The organism is Archangium sp. (genome assembly GCF_036388035.1).
GTDB lineage: Bacteria > Myxococcota > Myxococcia > Myxococcales > Myxococcaceae > Archangium.
In genome coordinates, this window is the sequence record NZ_DASVSO010000622.1 from 1 (window position 1) to 21,102 (window position 21,102).

General features: G+C 70.6%; 15 protein-coding genes. 6 read left to right on the forward strand and 9 right to left on the reverse strand.

Annotation, left to right across the window (positions count from 1 at the left end; translation table 11 throughout):
• Together VF697_RS25385 and VF697_RS25390 are read right to left on the reverse strand one after the other, a co-directional pair.
• Window positions 1–1,233, reverse strand: a 1,233-nt coding sequence (locus VF697_RS25385) for a carbamoyl-phosphate synthase (protein ID WP_331099289.1), incomplete at its 3' end; no start/stop codon positions are given.
• Between the two features lie 82 nt (window positions 1,234–1,315).
• On the reverse strand, window positions 1,316–2,095 hold the full coding sequence (locus VF697_RS25390; RefSeq protein ID WP_331099291.1) for a WecB/TagA/CpsF family glycosyltransferase: 780 nt from the start codon (window positions 2,093–2,095) through the stop codon (window positions 1,316–1,318).
• Window positions 2,096–2,358: 263 nt separating this feature from the next.
• Between VF697_RS25390 and VF697_RS25395 the strand changes: the two genes are divergently transcribed.
• From VF697_RS25395 to VF697_RS25405, 3 genes are all read left to right on the forward strand, one after another.
• Window positions 2,359–3,810, forward strand: a complete 1,452-nt coding sequence (locus VF697_RS25395; RefSeq protein WP_331099293.1) for an amidase — start codon at window positions 2,359–2,361, stop codon at window positions 3,808–3,810.
• A 205-nt stretch (window positions 3,811–4,015) separates the two neighbouring features.
• Window positions 4,016–4,384, forward strand: coding sequence for a hypothetical protein (locus VF697_RS25400; RefSeq protein WP_331099295.1), 369 nt, complete (start codon window positions 4,016–4,018; stop codon window positions 4,382–4,384).
• Window positions 4,333–5,157, forward strand: a complete 825-nt coding sequence (locus VF697_RS25405; RefSeq protein ID WP_331099297.1) for a cytochrome P450 — start codon at window positions 4,333–4,335, stop codon at window positions 5,155–5,157. The genes VF697_RS25400 and VF697_RS25405 overlap by 52 nt, the downstream gene beginning before the upstream one ends.
• 7 nt (window positions 5,158–5,164) lie before the next feature.
• Here VF697_RS25405 and VF697_RS25410 read toward each other — a convergent pair whose 3' ends face one another.
• From VF697_RS25410 to VF697_RS25420, 3 genes are all read right to left on the reverse strand, one after another.
• Complete coding sequence (locus VF697_RS25410) at window positions 5,165–5,542, reverse strand: hypothetical protein (protein WP_331099299.1); 378 nt, start codon at window positions 5,540–5,542, stop codon at window positions 5,165–5,167.
• 11 nt (window positions 5,543–5,553) lie between these two features.
• Entirely contained in the window at window positions 5,554–7,017 is a 1,464-nt protein-coding gene (locus tag VF697_RS25415; protein ID WP_331099301.1) for a M20/M25/M40 family metallo-hydrolase, read from the reverse strand.
• 99 nt (window positions 7,018–7,116) lie between these two features.
• Window positions 7,117–7,599 (reverse strand): universal stress protein, encoded by a 483-nt coding sequence (locus VF697_RS25420; RefSeq protein ID WP_331099302.1) that lies wholly within the window; start codon window positions 7,597–7,599, stop codon window positions 7,117–7,119.
• Window positions 7,600–7,788: 189 nt separating this feature from the next.
• Here VF697_RS25420 and VF697_RS25425 point away from each other — a divergent pair, with 189 nt between their 5' ends.
• Window positions 7,789–8,952: an SGNH/GDSL hydrolase family protein gene (locus VF697_RS25425; protein ID WP_331099303.1), complete on the forward strand. Its 1,164-nt coding sequence runs from the start codon at window positions 7,789–7,791 to the stop codon at window positions 8,950–8,952.
• A gap of 42 nt (window positions 8,953–8,994) precedes the next feature.
• Window positions 8,995–9,498, forward strand: a complete 504-nt coding sequence (locus VF697_RS25430; protein ID WP_331099304.1) for a hypothetical protein — start codon at window positions 8,995–8,997, stop codon at window positions 9,496–9,498.
• A 114-nt stretch (window positions 9,499–9,612) separates the two neighbouring features.
• Here VF697_RS25430 and VF697_RS25435 read toward each other — a convergent pair whose 3' ends face one another.
• The 3 genes from VF697_RS25435 to VF697_RS25445 form a co-directional block, all read right to left on the reverse strand.
• Window positions 9,613–13,350 (reverse strand): hypothetical protein, encoded by a 3,738-nt coding sequence (locus VF697_RS25435; RefSeq protein WP_331099305.1) that lies wholly within the window; start codon window positions 13,348–13,350, stop codon window positions 9,613–9,615.
• 153 nt (window positions 13,351–13,503) lie between these two features.
• Window positions 13,504–14,871, reverse strand: a complete 1,368-nt coding sequence (locus VF697_RS25440) for a hypothetical protein (protein ID WP_331099306.1) — start codon at window positions 14,869–14,871, stop codon at window positions 13,504–13,506.
• Window positions 14,872–14,891: 20 nt separating this feature from the next.
• The gene (locus VF697_RS25445; protein WP_331099307.1) at window positions 14,892–16,277 is read right to left on the reverse strand and encodes a hypothetical protein; all 1,386 of its coding nucleotides are present in this window, start codon (window positions 16,275–16,277) and stop codon (window positions 14,892–14,894) included.
• 207 nt (window positions 16,278–16,484) lie between these two features.
• Between VF697_RS25445 and VF697_RS25450 the strand changes: the two genes are divergently transcribed.
• The gene (locus VF697_RS25450) at window positions 16,485–17,588 is read left to right on the forward strand and encodes a hypothetical protein (protein WP_331099308.1); all 1,104 of its coding nucleotides are present in this window, start codon (window positions 16,485–16,487) and stop codon (window positions 17,586–17,588) included.
• A gap of 73 nt (window positions 17,589–17,661) precedes the next feature.
• Here the strand turns inward: VF697_RS25450 and VF697_RS25455 are convergent, their stop codons facing one another.
• Window positions 17,662–20,970 carry an amidohydrolase family protein gene (locus tag VF697_RS25455; protein ID WP_331099309.1) on the reverse strand — a complete coding sequence of 1,103 codons (3,309 nt, stop codon included), beginning with the start codon at window positions 20,968–20,970 and terminating at the stop codon, window positions 17,662–17,664.
• Window positions 20,971–21,102: the final 132 nt, after the last annotated feature.

Consider the following 21,102-nt stretch of genomic DNA (forward strand, 5'->3'; position numbering starts at 1 on the left):
GTAGGAGCGCAGGTGCATGGCCACGTCCACCATCCACGGCACCCAGTCCCCCGTGTCGATGACCGCGTCCACCGCCCGCTCCCGGTTGCGCGCGTACCACTCGCGCCAGTGCCGCACCTCCCCCGAGCTCAGCCGGCCCGACAGGCCCTGCGCCCTCAACAGCAGCTCGAAGATGCCCCGGTGGCAGTAGATGTACTGGCCCCCGCCCTTCCACGAGAGCGCCTCGCGCGCCACCTCGGCCAGCTGCGCCTCGTGGCCACACGCCGCCTCGTACACCAGCAGCGGCAGCGGGCTCCCCCGCGCGATGTCGAAGCCCATCTGGCTGTAGAAGCGCGGGTTGAAGTCGATGAGGAGCTGCTTGCCTCCGGCGCGGATGAACTCCACCTCGAACGTGCCGTGGTAGCCCAGCTTCTTGCACAGCGCCCGCACCTTCTCGGCGAGCTCCGGCTCCACCGGCACCTCCTCGAAGCACAGGCCGATGCCCAGCTTGCGCGGGCGCTGCAGCACCTTCACCGCCCCGCGCGCCACGAACAGCTCGCCCGTGCGGTCCACGAAGCCGCTCAGGCTGAAGATGTTCTGCGCCGCCTCCGTGTAGAAGGCCTGCACCATCGGCCGGTTCGCCCTCGGGTCGTAGTCCAGCAGCTTGCGCCCGTACTGGTTGCGCTCCAGGAACTCCCGGTAGCGCGGCAGCAGCTCGCTCGCGCGCTCCACCTGCGAGCCCTTCACGTGGCTCTCGAAGAGGATCTGCGTCTGCGGCTTGAGCAGCGCCGGGAAGCGCGCCTCGGCCGCCACGCGCTCCAGGTCCTTCTCGCTCTCGGGGAACCAGGTGTCCGGCACGTCCAGCCCCACGTCCTTGCACAGGTCGTGGAGCCGCTGCTTGTTGAGCAGCCCGTACACGACGTCCACGCCCGGCTGGTACATGCGGAAGTGCCGCCCCAGCTCCTCGCGGTGCAGGGCGAACAGCCACGCCATGTCATCGCTCGTCGGGTAGAGCACGTGGCCGGGCTCCCGCTCGCCAAAGCGCAGCAGCCACTCCAGGAAGGCGTCCGAGTCCCCCACGTCCGGGCACTCCACCCGGCGCGTCACGTACCGGCTCCAGCGCGCGGGCGCCAGCAGCTTGGACTCGGCCATGGTGACGGGGATTCCCAGCCGACCCAGGCAGCGCACCGCGGCGAGCGTGCCGTAATAGTCGGCCATCGTCAGCAGGATGGGAGGACGGGCCAGTGTCGTCATGTGTTGCATTCCTTGGATGTGCCTCGCTCGGGCTCACGGTAGCTCAAGGAACGGGTGCGGTCCCCCCAGCCAACAGCCTGCGCTAGGCCTGCCCGCCGGGCTGCTCACCTTCCCCTACCACCTTCACCTCGGCCACGTGGGTGAAGAAGACGGGAATGCCCACCACGTAGCGGCGGAACAGCCGCTTGGGCTCCACCGCGAGGCGGAACAGCCACTCCATCCCCACCTGCCGCATCACCGCCGGCGCTCGCGGCACCTTGCCGCCGAGGTAGTCCAGGATGGCGCCCCCATTCACGATGAGCACCGGGTGCGCGAGGGCCTCGCGCAGCTTCACCGACACCTCCTCCTGCTTGGGCATGCCCATCGCCATGATGATGAGGTCCGGCTTCGTCTCGACGGCCCGCTGCACGTACGTCTCCGGCGGGTCGAACCCCTCCTGGCACGCGACGATGGTGAGCCCCATGTCCTCCAGCTTGCGCCGCGCCTCGTCCAGCCACGGCGAGCGCGTGCCGAAGAGCGCCACCTTCCGCCCCTGGAAGCGCCGCGCGATGCGGGGGATGAAGTCCGTGCCATTCATGTTCCGCCCGAACGGCCGCTGGAAGGCCTTGAGGCCCAGCTTCACCCCGATTCCATCGCGCAGCAGCATGTCCGAGCGGAACAGCCCTTCCAGCATGCCTGGCTGATTCCACCCCAGGTTCATCGCGTGCGCGTTGACGAAGGAGAGGATGAAGGGGCGCTCGGGGCGCGCCAGCTCGTCGAGCAGCGCCTCCTCCGCCGCCTCGTCGTCGATGATGCGGATGCGGTCCAGCAGCTCGATGAAGCTGCGGGCCCGCTCGGACCTCGTGCCCTCCTGGCTCTGCATGACTCCTCCTGGGCGCGGGAAGATAGTGGAGCCGGCGGGACAGCGGAACGACTTGTCGCGCGGTGTGACTCCTCCCACGTCAGGTGATGGGGGAAGTCGCCTCGTGGCGCCGAGTGTCCGCCACCCACCGGCTCCGCCCCACACTCCGCCACCTGGTGAACGGTTGGTGGACACTTCCGAGGAGTGGCTGACGAACGGCGGGGGCCCGTGTGCAGCTTCTGAAGTCCACGGTGCACCGCCCATCGCTCGGAGGATGGCATCTCATGCAGGACCTCCTCTTCCTTCCGGCTCACCGGCTCGCGGCCCTGGTGCGCGCTCGCGAGGTGTCGGCTCGCGAGCTGCTGGAAGCGCACCTCGCGCAGGTGGCCCGACACAACCCGCGCCTCAATGCCCTCGTCACGCTCGACGAGGAGCGGGCCCGCGCGCGCGCCCTCGAGGCCGACGAGGCGAGCGCCCGCGGCGAGTCCTGGGGCCCCCTGCATGGCGTGCCCATCACCATCAAGGACTCCTTCATGACGGCCGGGGTGCGCACCACCAGCAGCTACAAGCGGCTGGCCCACCACGTGCCCACCCACGACGCCACCGTGGTGGCACGGCTGAAGAAGGCCGGCGGCATCCTCCTGGGCAAGACGAACCTGCCCACGCTGACGTTGGACCTGCAGACGAGCGGCCATCTCTTCGGCCGTGCCAGCAACCCGTGGGACGAGACGCGCACCCCCGGAGGCAGCACCGGCGGCGGCGCGGCGGCGGTGGCCTCGGGCATGTCGCCCCTGGAGGTGGGCAGCGACCTGGCCGGCTCCATCCGCGTCCCCTCGCACTACTGCGGCGTCTTCGGCCTCAAGCCCACCGAGCACCGCGTCCCCATCTCCGGCCACATCCCCCCGCTCCCCGGCCGTCCCCGGGGCGTGCGCTACGAGGGCGCCGCCGGGCCGCTCGCCCGCAGCCTGGAGGATCTGAAGCTGGGGCTGAAGCTGCTCGCCGGCCCGGATGAGGAGGACTGGGACGTGCCCCCCGTGCCCGTGCGCGACGTGCCCCGGCGCGAGCTGCACTCCTACCGCTTCGCCTGGACGGATGACTTCGGCGGCCTGCCCGTCTCGCGCGAGACGCGCACCGCGCTGGAGACGCTCGCGACGACGCTCGAGCGGCTCGGGTGCCGGGTGGAGCGCTGCGGGCCCCCGGGGGTGGACTACCAGGAGCTGTGGGAGGTGTGGGGCCGCGTGCTCGGCGCGGAGCTCGGCTCCGAGATGCAGGCCCTGGCGCGCTTCGTCTTCAGCGTGCGCTTCAACGCCATGCGCGGCGACACCCCGCTCAACCGCGGCATCGTGCGCGGGGTGAACAGCGACATGGCCGAGTACATCGAGGCCCTCTCCCTCCACGACCGCATCACCGGACAGGTGGAGAAGTTCCTCTCGCAGTGGGATGCGTGGCTGTGCCCCACCAGCGTGAGCTCGGCCTTCCCCCACCTCGCCAGCGGCGAGTGCATCGAGGTGGAGGGACAACCGATGCCCTACCTCTCCGCCACCAGTGCCTATACCGCCACCTTCAACCTCACCGGGCACCCCGTGGTGGTGCTGCCCGTGGCGAAGCTCGTGAACTCGCCCCTGCCCCTGGGCATCCAGGTGGTGGGCCGCCGGTGGCTCGACGAGGAGTTGCTCGCCGTCTGCGAGGCCCTCACCGACGTGACGGGCCCGTTCCAGAAGCCCCCGGGGTACTGAGCCCCTGGGGGAGACGGGCTTTTCATGGGCCGAGCATCGCTCCTGCTCGAGGACGAGCGCCGTCCCCCTTCACCCACTCGAGGAAGAAACCATGTCCTCCGCCAACGACCGCGCCAGCCGCGGCGACCCGACTTCGCGTGGACACGCCTGCGCCTCGCGGATTCAAATCGAGATTCGGGGTCTGTACACTCCGGGTGAAATCGCCATGACCACCGATTCCCCGGCCGCCCCCTCCCAGGACCTGTGGGCCCCGCAGGTCCGCGCCAACCCCTTTCCTCTCTACGCGCGCCTGCGCGAGACGGAACCCGTGGCCCGGCTGGTGGACCCCCACCGGCAGATGCCCTTCTGGCTCCTGACGCGCTACCGGGACGTGGTCGAGACGGCCCGGGACGTCCGCCTCACGAATGACACCGAGAAGCTGCCCGAGGAGGTCCGCAAGAAGTTCCGGGGCGGGCCCTCGCAGACGCTCAACCGGCACCTGCTCGTGATGGACCCGCCGGATCACTCGAGCTGCTCGAGGCCATGCGCGCCCGAGGCTCCGCGGATTTCGTCGAGGCCTTCGCCTTCCCGCTGACCATCACCGTCATCTGCGAGCTGCTGGGCGTCCCACTGGAGGACCGGCCTCGGTTCCGCACCATGACGCAGGCGTTCTTCAACCCTCCCGCTCAGGGAGGCATGGAGCGGATTCGCGAGAACCTCGAGCGCTTCCAGGGCTACCTGGAGGGCTTCATCGAGCTGCGCCGACAGCAGCCCCAGGAGGACCTGGTCACCGCCCTGCTGGCCGTGGAGGAGCAGGGAGACCGGCTCACCACCCAGGAGCTGTTGAGCATGGTGTACCTGCTGCTCGTCGCCGGCCACGAGACGACGGTGCACCTGCTGAGCAACGGCATGCTGGAGCTGCTGCGCCACCCGGACCAGCTCCAGCGGCTGCGCGCGGACCGTTCCCTCGTTCCCTCGGCGGTGGAGGAGCTGCTGCGCTACTGTGGCCCCCTGGAGCTGAGCATGGCCCGCTTCGCCGTGGAGGACTTCGAGCTGTACGGCCAGCCCATCAAGGCCCACGAGGTGGTGCGGCTGGACTATCTGGCCGCCAACCGGGACCCCGAGCAGTTCCCCGAGCCGAATCGCCTGGACGTGACGCGCTCGCCCAACAAGCACGTGGCCTTCGGCCAGGGCATCCACTTCTGCCTGGGCGCGCCCCTGGCCCGGTTGGAGGCGGGCATCGCCTTCGACCTGCTCATGGAGCGGCTCCCGCATGTGCGGCTGGCGGTGCCCCCCGAGCAGCTCCAGTGGCGCACCAGCGCCCAGGTGCGCGGCGTGACGAGCCTGCCCCTGTCCTTCGAGCCTTGAGCCTCGGTCAGTCCACCTTCAGTCCCGGCTCGCCCTCTCCGAGCGACTCGAGCACCAGCTCCGCCGCCTTCTCCAGGCCGTGCCCCGGCGCCAGCTCCTGGGCCACGAACAGCACCGAGTGCAGCCGCTCCGCCAGCTCGCGCGCGCCGAGCGTCTCGCCCTTCACCGCCTCCTCGCACAGGTGCAGCGCCAGGTCCACCAGCAGCAGCCGTCGCCGGTCCACCCAGCCCTGCGACAGCTTCGGGCTCGACTTGTCCGGGTAGGCCTCGTGCACGCGCTCGTGCACCTGCTTCAGCGCGTGCAGGATGGACTCGCGGTGCTCCTGCTTCAGCCGCACTTCACGAGGGGTGCGGCGATCCTCGGGGTCCGCTGGGTTGTCGCTCATGGGGTCTTCCTTCAGGGGGCCGAGGGCTTGGGCGCCACGGACGGCGCGGAGGGGGCCTTGGGCGTCTCGGCGGGCGCCTCGGGACGCGGCAGCACGCCGGGCACCTCGGCCAGCACGTAGGCCACCCACGCCACCGCCGCCGTGCTCTGCGCCAGGTCCTTCGGGTCCACCTTGTCCAGCGTGTCCGCGTGCGAGTGGTGGAAGTCGAAGTAGCGGCTGCTGTCCACCCGCACCCCCACGAAGGGCACCCGCGCCGGAATCAGCGGTGAGAGGTCCGCGCCTCCCGCATCGCCCGCGAGAAGCTGCCCCGCCCCCAGTGCCTCCAGCGGGCGCAGCCAGGGCCGCACCAGCTCCTCGCCCCCAGGGCCCGCCCGCAGCGTCACGCCCAGCGGCCGGAAGCCGCCCGAGTCCATCTCCAGCGCCGCCACGTGCTGGCCCAGCTCCGCCGCGTGCGCCTCGGCGTAGGCCCGGCCGCCGCGCAGGCCGTTCTCCTCGTTCGCGAACAGCACCACGCGCACCGAGCGCCGCGGCGCCGGCTTCAGCTTCGCGATGAGCCGCGCCGCCTCCATCACCATCGTCACGCCCGCGCCGTCATCGTGCGCCCCCGTGCCCACGTCCCACGAGTCCAGGTGCGCGCCCAGCAGCACCACCTCTTGCGGCTTCTCCCGGCCCTTCACCTCGGCCACCACGTTGAAGGAGTCCGCGTCCGGCAGCGTCTGGCAGCCCAGCTTCAGCTCCACCTTCACCGGCCCGCCCGCCAGCAGCCGGTGCAGCAGCTCCGCGTCCTCCACGGACACCGCCACGCTCGGCACCTGCGGCACCCCCTCCTCGTAGCGCATGGCGCCCGTGTGCGGCGAGCGCAGCGACGCCGTGGCCAGCGAGCGCACCAGCATGCCCACCGCCCCGCTCTTCGCCGCCACCGAGGCCCCTCGCGTCCGCAGCCCGGCGGCCTTGCCGTAGTCCGCGGCCTCGCGCATCGCGTGGTTGAAGAAGACGATCTTCCCCTTCACCTTGTCCCCGAGCGTCGCCACCTCCTCCAGCGAGCGGACCTCGATGACCTCGGCGGTGAGGCCCCCGGCCGGAGTGCCCACGCTGCCGCCCAGTGCCAGGAGGGACAGCGGGTGCTCGCCGAAGCGCTCCGAGGCCAGCACCCGCCCGCGCTCCTCCCCGCGCACCCAGCGCGGCACCTTCACCGGCTCCAGCCACACCTTCACGCCATCGGCCTCGAAGCTGCGTCTGGCCCACTGCACCGCGGCCTCCGCGCCCTCGGAGCCAGAGAGGCGCGGGCCGATGCCATCCGTGAGCTCGGCGAGGCGCGCATAGGCATGGCCCTCCGCGAGCGCCGCGCCAATGAGCTGCCCGGCCACCTGGGTCGAGGGGCCCGAGTCCTTCGTCGCGGCCGCCGGAGCGGGGGCCTTGGGCGAGGCGGTGAGCAGGGAGAGCAGTGCGGCCGACAGGGGCAGAGCGGAGGGCACGTCGTGACTCCGGGACGAGAGGGGGAGTCGCACTCTCGTCCCGGGCGCGGCGCCTCGCAAGCACTACCCCGTCACGGGTTGACTCCCCGTGTGGCCCGGTCACTTCCCCGTGTCACGACCGGGTCGCCTCGCCTCCTTCTCGGCGGGCGTGCGGTAGGTGAGCACCGGGCAGGGCGCCAGCCGCACCACCTTCTCGGCCACGCTGCCCACCATCATGTGCGACAGGCCCGTGCGCCCGTGCGTGCCCATGATGACGAGGTCGTACTTCCCCTCGGCCGCCACCTTCGCGATGACGAGCGCGGGCTCGCCCGACTCCAACATCTGCTGCGAGTGCGGCACGCCCTCGAGGAAGGCCGAGAGCTGCTGGTCCGCGTGGTTGCGCAGGTAGGTGGACAGCGTGAGCTCGGGCTCGCTGCGCGTCATCACCACCATCTCGTCGCCCGCGTACTCGGACGGGCGCCACACGTGCAGCACGTCCAGCTTCGCGTCGAAGCGGTTGGCGAAGAGGTACGCGTAGTCGAGCGCTCGCTTCGAGGTCTCCGAGAAGTCCACCGGGACGAGGATGCGCTGGATGTTGCTCATGGTTTCACTCCATCGAAGAGGGATGCCCACTCCCACTGCAACCGGCGTTCCCACGGCGCTCCCTCGGGAGGGCCCTCGCGGCGGGCGCAAAGGCTGCGTGCTGGCGCACACCACGCAATTCCTGCGGCTGTCCCGTGGATGACGCCCCCGCCCTCCTGCGCGATACTCCCGGGCCAGGAGAAGAAAAGGATGAGCCGATCCCGTATCCCCGGGCTGTTGTTGATTCTCGCCCTGGCTGGCTGTGAGCCTTTCGAACCCTGGTTCGACTACGCCGCGGATGACCCGAACCTCCAGTTCATCGGGCGCCTGGACCACACCACCGACGAGGGTCCGACGTACCCCCACCCGGGCACCACCGTGCGCTTCCGCTGCAACTGCACCGGCGTGGACGTGGCCTTCGAGGACAAGGGCGAGGGTGGCAACGAGCACACCAACTTCGTCAGCATCGTCGTCGATGGCGTGGAGGAGGCGAAGGTCGAGCTCAAGCCGAAGGGTGGCGCGCTCATGTACAAGGGCGCCCGCAACCTCGCCCGGGGCGAGCACATCGTCGAGGTCGTCAAGGCCACCGAGTCCTACGCCGGCAACATCCGGTTCGTCGGCCTGAGCCTCCAGGGCATCATCCTGGACCCGCCCCCCCGGCAGGAGAAGCGGATCGAGTTCATCGGCGACTCCATCACCTGCGGCTACGGCAACGAGGTGCGCATCTTCGCCCCCAACAACACCGAGCCCAACACCGGCTACCACACGAAGAACGAGAACATCACCAAGGCCTACGGCGCGATCATCGGCCGCAGGTTCAACGCCGAGACCGTCCAGACCTGCATCTCGGGCACGGGCGTCTACCGCAACCTCAATGGCAAGACGGTCGCGGAGAACGAGGACACCTTCCCCGTCCTCTATGACCGCCTCTACCCGAACGACCCGAAGTCGAAGTGGGACCCCCAGGACTTCGTCCCCCACCTCGTCGTCATCAACCTGGGCAACAACGACTTCAACGTCCTCGACGAGGCGCGGATGCCGACCCCCCCGGACCCCGAGGGCTTCAAGCAGGCCTACAAGGACTTCGTCCTCAAGCTGCGCAGGTACTACCCCGAGGCCACAATCGTCTGCTCCATCGGCCCGCTGATGAACGACAACTTCCCGAAGGGCGGCAAGCACTGGACGCGCATCCAGGACTACGTCTCCACCGTGGTGAAGGCGATCAACGACGGGGGAGACAGCAACGTCTACTACTTCGCCTACAAGCCCATCACCGGCGACCCCTATGGCGAGGACTGGCACCCCACCGCCGAGGGCCACCAGGTGATGGCCGACGCGATGAGCGCCTTCCTCCAGAAGATCGGCGCCCTCTGACAGGGTATGCTCGCCCCACCCCTCCCTCCTGGAGCCCTCGCAATGGACCGCTTCGTCGTCGTGTTCGATGCCTCTCCCCTCGCCGAGCCGACCGCGTGGATGAAGCAGGCCGCCTCGCAGGCCGACCTCTTCCTCGTGCGTCAGGACGACATCGCCAAGGCCATCTCCGAGGACCCCAAGGCCCGCGAGGTGCTCCCCAACATCGACGTCGTGGGCGCCGACCCGCGCATGACGCCCTTCTACCAGGCCGCCCTCGACAAGCTCGCCAAGGGCAAGCCGCGCGTCGCCCTGCACAGCGTCACCTGGCTCACCTACGGGCTCAAGCCCGCCGCCGTCGTCATCTCGTTCGACCAGATGCAGAACGAGCGCGCCAAGGCCCACAAGCTGGGCATGAGCGATCAGGTCTATGACGGCTACGTCGACCAGGCCAAGCAGACCGTGCTCGGCTTCCTCAAGGACCTGCCCAAGGACAAGCTGCTCGAGGTCAGCGGCTCGGACGCGCAGAAGACCACCGCCGCGGTGGCCTTCATCCGCACCAAGCGCTGAGGACAGCCGTGTGTAGTCCGGGCAGGGGCGCTCTCACGGGCGCCCCTTTTGTTTTGCCCTCACCTCACCCCGGCCCCTCTCCCCGTGGAGGGGAGAGGGGTCAAGGAGCGCGGCTCACCCGAAGGCGAACTCCTGACCGAACTGCCGCGCGTCGCTGATCATGGTGTGCGCGTCGTGCAGCGTGTCGACGGTGCCCACCACGGTGCGCAGCGGCGCGACGAGGCCACCCAGGCCGAAGGTACCCGCCACGTCGAGCGCGACCTCCGCGGCCTTGAGGCCGATGCTCGTCCAGTTCTTCGGGTCCTTGTTCCACTCGTCCCAGAGGTCCTTGCCGTCGCCGATCGCGCTGATGATGCTGCCGCCCGGGATGGCCGCGCCGCCCGCGCGCGCCACCGTCTCGGCGATCTCCGTCTTGATCTTCGTGCGCACCGACTCCGGCAGCGCCTCGACGAACTGCTTGGCCATCTTGCCCATCAGCTCCAGGCCCTCGCGGCCGAAGGGCAGGTCCACGCTCGGCTTGTGCGGCCAGATGGGCGGCTCGATGGTGAAGTTGTCGCCGTAGCCGATGACCTTGCCCACGCCCTGCATCAGGTCACCCAGCGCGCCCGTGATGTCGCCCGTGGCCAGCTTCTGCGTGGCCTGGAACACCTCGGTGATGGCCCCCGACTTCACCAGGCCCTCGTTCAGGCTCGGGTCGCTGAAGAAGCGGCCCACGCTGCCGGGCAGCTTGCCCATCAGGTTGAGGAAGCCCACCGCCGCGTCCTGGTGGTTGGTGGCGAGCGTCTCGCCCGTGGCCCCCAGCGCCTCGATGAAGCCCGACACGTCCCCCTTGCCGAACGCGTTCACCGCCTCGCTCAGGTGCTTGCGCACCTCGGGGTCCGTCAGCGCCTCGCCGCCCTGCAGGACGACGTCCGCCAGACCCGGCGGCAGGTTCATCGTCTTGGTGAGCTTGTCCGCGATGCGGTCCTTCAGCCCGTCCGGCAGGTCGTTGATGACGCCGCCGAAGGCCTCGATGGCCCCACCGAAGTCCTTGTTATCGATGGACTCCTTCAGGGTCATGATGTCGTCGAGCGCCGAGCCGGCATCCGCCAGGTCCTCCGCCGACTCGAAGCCGATCTTCTCCAGCTTCGTGCGCAGGCCCTCGTTCTTCCACAGCGAGTCGGCGATGGCCGTCATCGCGGGGGCGTTGGCGGAGATGCCGCGCAGGCCCTCCTTGAGGCCCTCGGGCGTGCCGCTGAACAGCTTGCCGATGGAGGAGTGCAGGTCCTTGTTGGACACCAGCTCCTTCACCAGGTTCTGGTCCGTGAGGATGTCCTTCAACAGGCCCGGCTTCAGGTTCTGGCCGACCTTGTTGATCATCGTGGAGACGATCTCCGGCGAGCCCTGCAGCGCCTGGCCGATCTCCTTGAGCGCCTCCTCGGGCTTGCCGTCGGCGAAGGCCTGACCGGCCTTCACCAGGTGCGGCAGCGCCGCGCCGGCCTCCTTCAGGTGCTCCGCGGTGATACCGAGCTTGGAGAGGTTCTCCTGAACATTCGGGGGCAGCTTCTCGTAGACCTTCTGGCCCACCTTGTTGAGCAGCTCCGGCGCCGCGCCGCCCGCCTGGCCCAGGGCGTCGAGCGCGCCCTGCCAGTCGTTGTTGAGCGCCATGCGGGCCGCGTCGACGAGGTGCGGGGCCGCCGCGCCCGCCTCCTTCAGGTCCTCGGCGGTCAGGCCCATCTGGTCCAGCTTGGCCTTGACCGTCTCGTCACCGGCCGCCGCGTCGATGACGGCGTTGCGCAGGCTCTCGTTCTTCAGCAGGCCGCCCAGGCCCTCCAGCTCCTTGCCGGGCTGGAACAGCTTCTTGGCGGACTCGAAGGCCTCATCGTTGTTGATGAGCTCGTTGATGACGGCCGGGTCCTTGAGGATGCTCTTGGCGACCCCCATGGAGTCCGGGAGCTTGTTGGCGAGCCCCTCGAGGAGCTTCTCGCCCAGCGGGCCGCTCTGCTTGAGGGCCTCGCGCACGCTGTCGAGCGCGCCGCCCCAGTCCTGCTTGCCCACCTTCTGCGCCGCATCGAGGATGTGGGGCAGCGCGTCCTTGGCGTGCAGCAGATCCGCCGGCTTGAGGCCGACCGCGTCCAGCGCCTGCTTGACGGACTCGGCCTTGCCGGCCACGTTCGCCACGATGTCGCGCAGCTTCTCGTTCTTCGCGAGCTCCGAGAGGCCCGCCAGCTGCGTCTCGCCGTTGGCCAGCTTGCCCACGGCGTCCAGCGCCGCCGCGCCGCCCGCGAGCACCTGCTCGCGGACCTTCGGGTCCTTGAGGAGGTCCTTCGCCACCCCCGTCATCCCGTCGGCGACCTTGTCGAAGAGCTTCTTGCCCACCTCGCCCTTGGCGAGCTCGGGGTTGGCCTTGATGGCGTCACTGAGCGAGGCCAGGGCCTTCTCGGAGTTGGGCAGGTGGCCCACCGCCTCCAGCACGCCCGTGGCGCCCTTGCCGAGCTTCTCGAGGTCCTTGCCCTCCAGGCCCACGTCCTTGAGCGCCTTCTGGACGTCCGCGTCGCGCCCGGCCGCCTTGAGGGCCGTGTCGCGCAGCGCGTCGTTCTTCGTCAGATCCTTGAGGCCCTCCAGCTTGGCCTTGGGGTCGCCGCTGAGGACCTTGCCGAGCGCCTCGTTGGTGCCCTTGTCGTCGAGGACGGCCTTGGCCACCTTCGGGTCGTTGAGCAGGTCGCGCGCCAGGCCCGGCTTGGCGTCCTTGGCGAGCTGGGCGACGCCCTTCTCGGCCAGCTCACGCGAGCCCTCGGAGGCCACGTCGCGCAGGTGGGTGAGGGCCTCCTCCGGCTTGCCGTTGGCCGCGGCCGTGCTGGCGGCGTCCAGGTGCTCCTGGGCCTTCTTGCTGGCGCCGGCGTACTCCTCCGGCTTCACGCCAATCTTCTCCAGGTTCTCCTTGGTCTCCTTCGGGAGGTCCTGGGCCTTCTGGGCCACGACCGCCTCGCGCGGGCTCTTCCCACCGGCCACGGTGTCGGCGAACTTCTGATCCGCCAGCAGCTCGGCGGCCTTGCCACCCGCCGCCTTGCCCGAGGCCTGGATGATGTCCGAGAGGACCTTGGCGTCCGTGCCCTTGCGCGCGTCGGCCAGCGCCGTCTCGGCCCGGGTGGACTCACCCTCCGCCGAGCGCGCCAGCTGCTCGCCGTAGTCCTTCAGCCCGTTGCCATCCTTGATGCCGAGCTTGTCCAGCGCCTTGGCCGTCTCCGGCTTCTGCGCCAGCCGCTCGTACTCCTTCTTGGCGTCGAGCTGCGACTGCACCTCGTCCTTCGTCGGGGCGGCGGTGCCACCCAGCTTCACGGCGTCTTCCACCGCCTTGTCGTCGAAGCGCGTCTTCTCGATCTCATTGCGCAGCGGGAAGGGCTCGGGCTTGCCCTCGGCCTTGGCGGCCTCGTTGGCCTCCACCGTGCTCTTCTTGGCCACCTCGGCGGCCTTCTTGGCCTCCGCCTTGGCCGCTTCGGCCTGCTTCGCGGCGGCCTCGGCCGCCTTCTGGCGCGCCTGGGCCTCCTGCGCCGCCTTCTTCGCCTCGTCCTGGGCCTTCTTCGCCCCAGCCGGATCCTTCTTCGGATCAGCCTTCTTGGCCTGCTCGGCCTTCTTCGCCGCCTCGGCCTTCGCGGCCTCGGCCGCCTTCTTCGCCTCCGCCGCCTTCTTGGCCGCCTCGGCCGCCTTCTTGGCCTGCTCCGCCGCGCGACGGCGAGCCTCTTCCGCCCGGCGACGGGCCTCTTCCGCACGACGACGCGCCTCTTCCGCACGGCGACGGGCTTCCGCTGCACGAGCCGCTGCCGCCGCTGCTGCCGCGTTACTGCTTCCACCACCACCAACGCGTGAGGTCATCGTCCTGCTCCGGGGAGGTCGAGAGGGGGTCTCGGGATATTCTCGGAAAAATCCGTCCGTCGGAGATTATCGGATTCCAAGAGCCGGAGTTGCGACCCCCCCGGCGGAGCCGCACGAGGGGTGGGGGTCATTCTCACCCCAGGTGGGGCGGGGCTACCGCCCGAAGCGCAGCAGGACGGCGGACCCCGAGGGCACCCGCACCGGCCCGGTGCCGACCTCGGCCGAGCCGGCCGCGTGCGAGAGGAGCAGCGCCTCGCCCGAGCGCGTCACGGCCAGCCGTCCCCCGCGCAGCACGTCGTCCGAGAAGAGGCCTCGGGACCACTCGTGCCCGCCGGAGCCCCGGTAGAGCTTCACCACGAAGAGGTGGTTGTCCGGCGAGCCGCCCAGGCGCGAGGGGAGCCGCGCGCCGCCCACGCTGTCCCCCGGACGGTACTGGCCCGTCACCACCACCCGGTTCTCCGCGTCGATCGCCACCGCCGTGGCCGCCTCGCCGAAGTGGCGCACCCACAGCTCGTGGCCCTCACCACTATAGGAGGCCACGAAGGCGTCCCGACCCTCCGCCGGCTGCGCGTGCCCCCGGAAGGTGAAGTCGCCCGAGTACTCGCCCACCACGAGGATGCGCCCCGGCTCCACCGCCACGCCCGTGGCGCTGCCCTCCGCTTCCGAGAGGCCGCGCGACCACAGGTGACTCATCTCCGGGGTGAAGTGGGCGAGGAACGGGCTGCGCGGTCGCGTCGTGGTGAAGGGGCCACCGCCGAGGTCCACCTCGCCCTCGAAGAAGCCCGCCACCGTGAGGCAGCCGGACGGCGCCACCGCCAGCGACGTCACGGACAGGCTGCCCCAGCGCACCACGGGCTTGAGCGAGAGCACCCGCCCGTCCTCCACCCGCACCCGGGAGATGAGCGCGGCGCCGATGGGGCGTCCCGGGTCGAGGAAGTTCACCGCCGCCACGAGCTGCCCCCGGCGCTCGTCCACCACCAGGGCGCTCGGGGGGAGCAGCTCCACGCCCGGCAGCGCCGCGCCGTGCGACCACACATGCGTGCCGTCCGGCGCGTACTTCGCCAGGAAGCCGCCCGCGGGCAACGGCTCGCCCCCGAGGCTCAGCGTGGGCTCGCGGTGCGCCCCGGCGATATAGAGGTTGCCCGCCTCGTCCACCGCCATCGCGGACACCGTGGGCTGGGCGTCCATATAGGTGGGGAAGGCCTTCGACCAGAGGTGCCTGCCGTCCGGCGCGTACTTCGCCAGCGCGAGGCCGCTCTCCCCGGGCAGTGCGCCGCCTCCCAGGTCCACCCCGCTCCGCTCATACGTGAGGGAGATGAAGGCATTGCCCTGACGGTCCACCGCCACCGTCCGCCCGAGCACCGCGCCCTCCACCGGGCGCACGTGGCGCGTGGCGCCCCGCCCCCCGTGCATGGCTCGCGTCTGGACTCCCAGCGACTCGACGGGCTCCGGTGGCTGCACCACCGCGCCACACCCCAACCCCAGCCACACCCCGGCCCAGACCGCCCACGCCCGTCCCATGCGCTCCCCTCCCCGTGCGCCTACGGCCCGAGCCGCAGGATGACCGCCGAGTCCGTGCGCGCCGTCACCGGTCCCGTGCCGAAGTCGGCCTGGGACTCGAAGTTGCCGATGAGGCTCGACTCGCCTCCCCGCGTCAGCGCGAAGCCCCGGGCGCGCAGCACCAGGTCCGCGAAGAGCCCGCGCGACCACGTATGGGCCCCGCTGCTCCGGTCGAACTTCGCCACGAAGACGTGGTTGCTCTCGAACTCATCCGCCGCGAGGAAGGGCAGCCGCGCGCCCCCCGCGCTGTCGCCGGGACGGTACTGGCCCACCACCACCACCCGGTTCTGGTTATCCACCCCCACCGCCGCCGCGCTCGAGGCGAAGTGGTGTACCCAGCGCTCCTCGCCCGTCGCCTCGTAGGTGGCGAGGAAGGCGTCCTGCTCGTCCGCCGGCTGCGAGCGGCCCCGGAAGCGGAAGGCGCCGGAGTACGTCCCCACCACGACGATGCGCGTGCCCGTGGCCGCCACACCCGTGGCGCTCCCGTCCGCCCCATCCAGGCTGCGCGACCACAGGTGCCGCACCTCGGGGGAGTAGCGCGCCACGAAGGGCGTGGTGAAGAGCGGCGTGCTGAAGGGCCCCCCGCCCAGGTCCACCGTGCCCGAGTAGTTGCCCACCACGGCGAGGTTGCCGCTCGGATCCAGCGCGAGCCCGGCCACCACCGGCCGGCCCGAGAAGGCGAGGCCGCGCACGAAGCTCCCGGCGCCGTCGGCCATCCGCATCCGGGCGATGATGGCGCCCGAGGGGGCATCGTCTGGCACGTCCACGTTGCCGGCCAGCACCACCTGCCCCGAGAGCTCATCCACCACCAGCCCGGCGGGATTCACGGACAGGCCCGCGTGCACCCAGGTGCGCGACCAGAGGTGCCTGCCGTCCGGCGCGTACTTCGCCACGAAGGCCCCCGCCGGCAACGGCGCGCCTCCGAGGCTCAGCGCCGTGTCGAAGTGCTCGCCGACGATATAGAGGTTGCCGGCCGAGTCCGCGGCCATGGAGCGCACGAAGGGCACGATGTCCCCGCTCATGGGGAAGCCGCGCGACCAGAGATGCCTGCCATCCGGAGCGTACTTCGCCAGGCCGATGCCCACCCTGCCCGGCAGCGCGCCCCCGCCGAGGTCCACCTCGCTCGACTCGTACGAGACGGAGACGAAGGCGTTGTCCCGACGGTCCACGGCGATGGTGAGCCCGGTGACCGAGTCCCGCACCGTCCGCACCCAGCGCGTGGCGCCCGGGGCCGCCCACGTCTCCTGGAGCGGAGCCGCCCGCTCCTCGAGGGAGACCGGTGTGTCGGCGGGCCCGGGCGCCTCCTCCACCGCGCCGCAGCCGACTCCCAGACACACGGCGACCCAGAATCCCCATGCGTGCCTCACGCCGCCCCCCTCCTTCACGCCCGCGGCACGCGAGCCTCGCGAGGTTGTGCATGCAAGGGGGAGAAGTCATCGCCTGCCAGGGCAAGTGGCATCCACCCGAGCCAGGGCCCCCACCGGGCAGGCGAGCACGGCTTCACGGCGGGGCCGGGCAGTGTTGACGTGGAGTCGCCACGACACGGATGCTGGCTGCCCTCACAGGGGAGGACCGTGTCTTTCTTCATCCTCATCGTGCTCGTGGTCTTCGTCGCCGGTGTCGCCTACTTCGCGGGGCGGCGGTCCGCTTCCCCGGCCCTGCCCCCCGCCCCGGCCCCGCCCCCCGCCCCGCTCCCTGAGAGCCCCGCGCCAGAGCCCTCGGAGGTCCGTCACCTGCCGGACGTGGATCCTCAGGAGCTCGCACGGGCGGTGGCGCTACGAGTCCCCGCGCCCGACGCGGTGCGGGGAGGACCGGACCTCCTCGCCCTCCACCTCGTCGACAACGCGCACCGCTTCCACTTCGTCCTCACCCGGGACGACTCCTGGGCCGTCGTGTTCCACCCGCCCACCACGCCCTCGCCCCTCGGCCTCACCGTCCCCCTCAATAACCCGTCGGCCGAGGGTCTCCACACGGTGTTGAGCAACCTCGAGGAGCGCATCCGGCGCTCGGGGGTGCTCGACCTGCCGCCGCACCGGGCCGCCGAGGCCCTCCAGCCCGACACCCTGCGCGCCCCGTCCTCGCTGCACTTCCGCATCCTGCTGCGCGGCAGGCCGGGCTGGACCTCCTTCTATGAGGAGAAGGATCGCCTCCCCATCGAGCTGCTCACGCTGATGCTCGACCTGTGCGCCATGGCCTTCGCGGCGCTGGTGCCCCAGCCGGTGCAGCAACAGGTGCGGACCCCGGAGCTGCTGCACTTCGAGCTCATCGACGAGCGCGAGGAGTTCCGCCTCGCCTCCACGCGAGGCAAGGGCCTCATGCTCACGCACCGCCCCCCGGGAGCCGAGAAGCGCCACACCTACCTGGTGTCCCACGCGGACAACGGGGCACGGCTCGACCTGCTGCACCAGCGGCTCGCCACCCTGGTGGACCTGCACCGCATCCCCAACGTGGAGCCCCGGGAGCCCAAGCTCGCGATGAGCCCGACGGCCCACGAGAGCCACTCCTTCGTCGTCCGCCTCCTGCTGGAGGGCGGCAAGGGCTGGGCCACCTGCTACGCGCCCCACGCCCACCGCTTCGGCCTGCCTTCCGAGCTCGAGGCGCTCGAGCGCGACGTGCGCACGCTGGCGGAGGAGCAGCTCGCCCAGCTCGCCCCCGTGGCCCGCCCCGGCAACGCCTGACCTCCCGCCAACGGGAGCGGGAAGCGCCGAGGCCCCCGCTCCCTCCGTGCGGCCTTCTTCCGTGTGACGCGGCTCAGTCCTCGTGCGTGCTGACCGTCGTCGACGGGCCCCAGACCTCCTGGCCCTCGCGCTCGAAGAAGAGCGGCTCGCGCTTGAACTGACGGCCGCCCAGCTCGTTGAGCGTCATCGCGTCGAACAGCCGGCCGCCCACCATCGTGTACTTGATGGACGTGCTGTTGCGCAGATCCTCCAGGGGGTTCTTGTCGAGCACCAGCAGGTCCGCCAGCTTGCCCTCCTCCAGCGAGCCGATGTCCCCGTCCAGCCCGAGGTAGTGCGCCCCGGACAGCGTCGCGGCCTTGAGCGCCTGCAGCGGCTTCATCCCGCCCTGGCCGAACATCTGGAGCTCCCAGTGCGCGCCCAGGCCCTCGCGCTGGCCGTGCGCGCCGAGCTGCACGCTCACGCCCTTGTCGTTGAGCGCCCGCGTCACCTCGGCGATGCGGATGTGGTTGAACTCGTCCTCGGGCACCATCGTCGGCCGGCGGCTGCGTGCATCCACCACCCGCCTCGGCACGAACGCGAGCAGCCGCTTGTCGTCCCACACGTTCGTCTTCTGGTACCAGTAGTTCTCCCCCCACACGCCGCCGTACGCGACGATGAGCGTCGGGGTGTAGCCCGTGCCGCTCCTCGACCAGAGCTGCAGCACGTCCGCGTACACCTGGGGCACCGGAATCGAGTGCTCGATGCCGGTGTGCCCGTCCACCACCATCGTCATGTTGTGCTGGAAGAGCGAGCCGCCCTCTGGCACCACCATCATCTGTAGCTCGCGCGCGGCCTGGAGCACCTTCTGCCGCTGGTCGCGCCGCGGCTGGTTGTAGCTCTTCACGCTGAAGGCCCCCACCGCCTTCATCCGCCGCAGGTGCGAGCGCGCATCGTCGAGCGTCTCGATGGGCGCGCGGAACGCCCCCGCCGCGCCGTACAGGATGGTGCCCGTGGAGAAGACGCGAGGCCCCAACATGCCACCCGACTTCACCAGCTCGCTCGTGGCGAAGATGCTGCCCGTGTCGTTGGACGGGTCGTGCACCGTCGTCACGCCGAACGCCAGCGAGGAGAGCAGCTTCCAGTTCTGCTCCGGGAGGACGCCCTCGTCCCCCATCGCCCCGTGCCAGTGCACGTCCACGATGCCCGGCATGAGCGTCTTGCCGCTCACATCCACCACCTTCGCCCCCGCCGGCACCGCCACCTTCGCCCTCGGGCCCACCGCCACGATGCGGCTGCCCTTCACCACCACCACGCCGTCCTCGAGGACCTCGTCCCCCTTCATGGTGATGACGCGGCCGCCCACCAGCGCGACCGTGCCCTCCGGCGCGTCCGTCTTCGCCGTGAAGCCGATGTCCAGCCCCTTCTCCGGCGCCTCGGGCAGCTTCTCCGGCGCGCCCTCCTGGAAGCGGAAGCTGTCCTTCAGCTCGCGCGTGTACAGCTCGGGCCCCAGCGCCCAGTGCAGCCGCTTGCTGTCCCCGGACCAGTGCAGCCACTCGCCCGCGTCGCGCGACACCTTCGCCACCGGCAGCGCCTTGCCCTCGGGGCTCGCCACCACTCCCTTCGCCCCGCGCGGCAGCGGCATGAGGAAGGCGTTGAAGTTCTCCCGGAACGCCACCCACTTCTCGTCCGGCGACACCCGGTACTCCGTCGCCTCGTCGCTCGTCAGGTGCGTGCGCGGCTCGCTCCCGTCCAGCCGGAGGCTCTTCAGCGCCCGCTCCTCATCCTTCTCGCGCTGCTCCACCGTCAGGAAGAACACCCGCTCCGAGCTCGCGCCGAAGTGCGGCTGCTCGCCGTCCTTCACCAGCCGGCGCGCCGGTCCGCCCGCCGTCGGAATGACGAACAGCCCCTGCTCGTGGCTGTAGAGCCCGCTGCGCAGGTAGCCGCCGCCAATGGCGCGGTACACGATGGCCTTGCCGTCCGGAGAGAAGGCCGGCTCCACGTAGTGCCCCGGCTTCGTGCTCACCACCCGGCCCTCGCCGCCCGTCACCGGCACCACGCGGATGGCGCCGAGCTTCTCGTCATCCCACGTCGTATAGACGAGGCTCTTGCCGTCCCGGGAGAACGACGGATACAGCTCCGAGTGCTCCGTCTGCTTCGTCAGCCGCCGGGGCGAGCCATTCGGCAGGTCGCGCACGTACAGGTGGCCCAGTGCCTGGTACACGGCCTTGTCCCCCTGCGGAGACACCTGCACCCAGCGCAGCATCTTCACCTGGAACTTCTCGGGCGCCACGGCCTGGGGGAAGCGCACCGCCTCGTGAAGCGCGCGGGTGCCGCGCACGCGGAAGGGAATGGGCGTCACCTTCTTCGTCGCCACGTCCACGCGCTGCAGCTTGCCGCCCGCCCAGAACACCAGGGACTTGTTGTCCGGCGTCCAGGCGATGCTCGGGTACACGCCGTGGATGGCCCACGTCTCCTGCATGTCCCGCTCGAGCCCGTCGTACACGGGGCGCTCCGAGCCGCTCACCACGTCCGCCACGTACAGCATGCTCTTGCCGCGCACCCGGCGGATGAAGGCCAGCGATTTCCCATCCGGAGACGGCGTCGGACGGATGGAGCCGCCCGGTCCCGCCACGAAGCGCTCCGTCTCCCGCGTGTCCAGGTCCAGCCGCTGGATGACATAGATTTCGCCGTTCGGGTCCTTGTTGTACTCGAACGTCTTCCCGGGCGTGACGTCCTGGCTGTAATAGACATACCGGCCGTCGGGAGAGAACGCGGGCTCGCCCACGTCCTTCTGGTCATTGGGGCGCTCGGTGAGCTGCACGCCCTCACCGCCCGAGCGGTGGTACATCCAGATCTCCCCCGCGCCGAGCGAGCGCCGCGAGGTGAAGTGCTTGCGCGCCACGAGGAACTGCCCATCCGGGGACCAGGCGGGGCTGTTGAGCAGGCGGAACTTCTCCTGCGTCACCCCGGTGGGCTCGCCGCCGTCGCGCTTCATCACCCAGAGGTTGTCCCCGCCGCCCCGGTCGCTGGTGAAGGCGATGGACTTGCCGTCCGGGCTGTAGCGCGGCTGCATGTCCCAGGCGACGCCGCTGGTGAGCGCCCGGGCCTCGCCGCCGGTGAGGGGCAGGGCGTAGATGTCGCCCAGCAGGTCGAAGACGAGCTCATCCCCCCGGGGGCTCACGTCCACGCTCATCCAGGTGCCCTCGGTGACGTCGAGCTCCACCTGGGTGGCCGGGAAGCCGGGGGCGTTCACGTCCCACTTCTCCTCGGGCTTCTTCTCCTCGGGCGTGCCCGCGTCCTGCGCCGGCTTGGGGGCCTGGGGGGCGGGGGCCTGCGCGTGGGCGGACAGGGGCAGCGCGCTCGTCAGCACGAGCGCGAGGCAACGGAGGCTCAGTCGTGTCACTACGGGTCCTCGGCGGTCTGGCATGAAGGGGAGCGCAGACTACCCCGACGGAGACGGGTGTGGAGTTCGCCGCCGCAAGCGGGCGAACACAGCACCCCCGAAAGATGGGTACCTCGAGCCCGTTCCGTGCTC

Bases quoted from the DNA above. Each gene is read 5' to 3' on its own strand.
- VF697_RS25390 (WP_331099291.1), bottom strand. From the start codon at position 2,095: ATGCAGAGCCAGGAGGGCACGAGGTCCGAGCGGGCCCGCAGCTTCATC.
- VF697_RS25395 (WP_331099293.1), top strand. From the start codon at position 2,359: ATGCAGGACCTCCTCTTCCTTCCGGCTCACCGGCTCGCGGCCCTGGTG.
- VF697_RS25400 (WP_331099295.1), top strand. From the start codon at position 4,016: ATGACCACCGATTCCCCGGCCGCCCCCTCCCAGGACCTGTGGGCCCCG.
- VF697_RS25405 (WP_331099297.1), top strand. From the start codon at position 4,333: ATGCGCGCCCGAGGCTCCGCGGATTTCGTCGAGGCCTTCGCCTTCCCG.
- VF697_RS25410 (WP_331099299.1), bottom strand. From the start codon at position 5,542: ATGAGCGACAACCCAGCGGACCCCGAGGATCGCCGCACCCCTCGTGAA.
- VF697_RS25420 (WP_331099302.1), bottom strand. From the start codon at position 7,599: ATGAGCAACATCCAGCGCATCCTCGTCCCGGTGGACTTCTCGGAGACC.
- VF697_RS25425 (WP_331099303.1), top strand. From the start codon at position 7,789: ATGAGCCGATCCCGTATCCCCGGGCTGTTGTTGATTCTCGCCCTGGCT.
- VF697_RS25430 (WP_331099304.1), top strand. From the start codon at position 8,995: ATGGACCGCTTCGTCGTCGTGTTCGATGCCTCTCCCCTCGCCGAGCCG.
- VF697_RS25435 (WP_331099305.1), bottom strand. From the start codon at position 13,350: ATGACCTCACGCGTTGGTGGTGGTGGAAGCAGTAACGCGGCAGCAGCG.
- VF697_RS25440 (WP_331099306.1), bottom strand. From the start codon at position 14,871: ATGGGACGGGCGTGGGCGGTCTGGGCCGGGGTGTGGCTGGGGTTGGGG.